Origin of the sequence: Limosilactobacillus oris DSM 4864 (assembly GCF_001434465.1) — a bacterium.
GTDB lineage: Bacteria > Bacillota > Bacilli > Lactobacillales > Lactobacillaceae > Limosilactobacillus > Limosilactobacillus oris.
Window position 1 is genome coordinate 1 of sequence record NZ_AZGE01000072.1, and the last position, 282, is coordinate 282.

Annotated in this window: 1 protein-coding gene; it reads left to right on the top strand. The window is 37.6% G+C overall.

Annotated features, from left to right (window positions below):
- Window positions 1-52: 52 nt before the first annotated feature.
- A partial coding sequence (locus FC49_RS09660) for a helix-turn-helix domain-containing protein (protein WP_156402480.1) occupies window positions 53-282 on the top strand: 230 nt, incomplete at its 3' end.

Below are 282 nucleotides of genomic sequence, written 5' to 3' on the forward strand. Positions count from 1 at the left end.
TGAAGTGAACCCCCATAGTTGGACGAAAGATTTCAACTATGGGGGTTTTACTATGACTAAATTTAGTTTTGAAGTTAAACTGAAGGCTGTTCAAATGTATTTAGGAGGAATCGGTGCACCGACTATCGCGCGAAGATTGGGCATTAAAGGGAGACTATCTGTTCAGACATGGGTTGCTCGTTATCAAAAATATGGCATTCAAGGCCTAGAAATTCGTTCACCAAAATTTGATTATGATGGTGATTTTAAGCTAAAAGTCTTAAACTGGAAAAAACAACACAA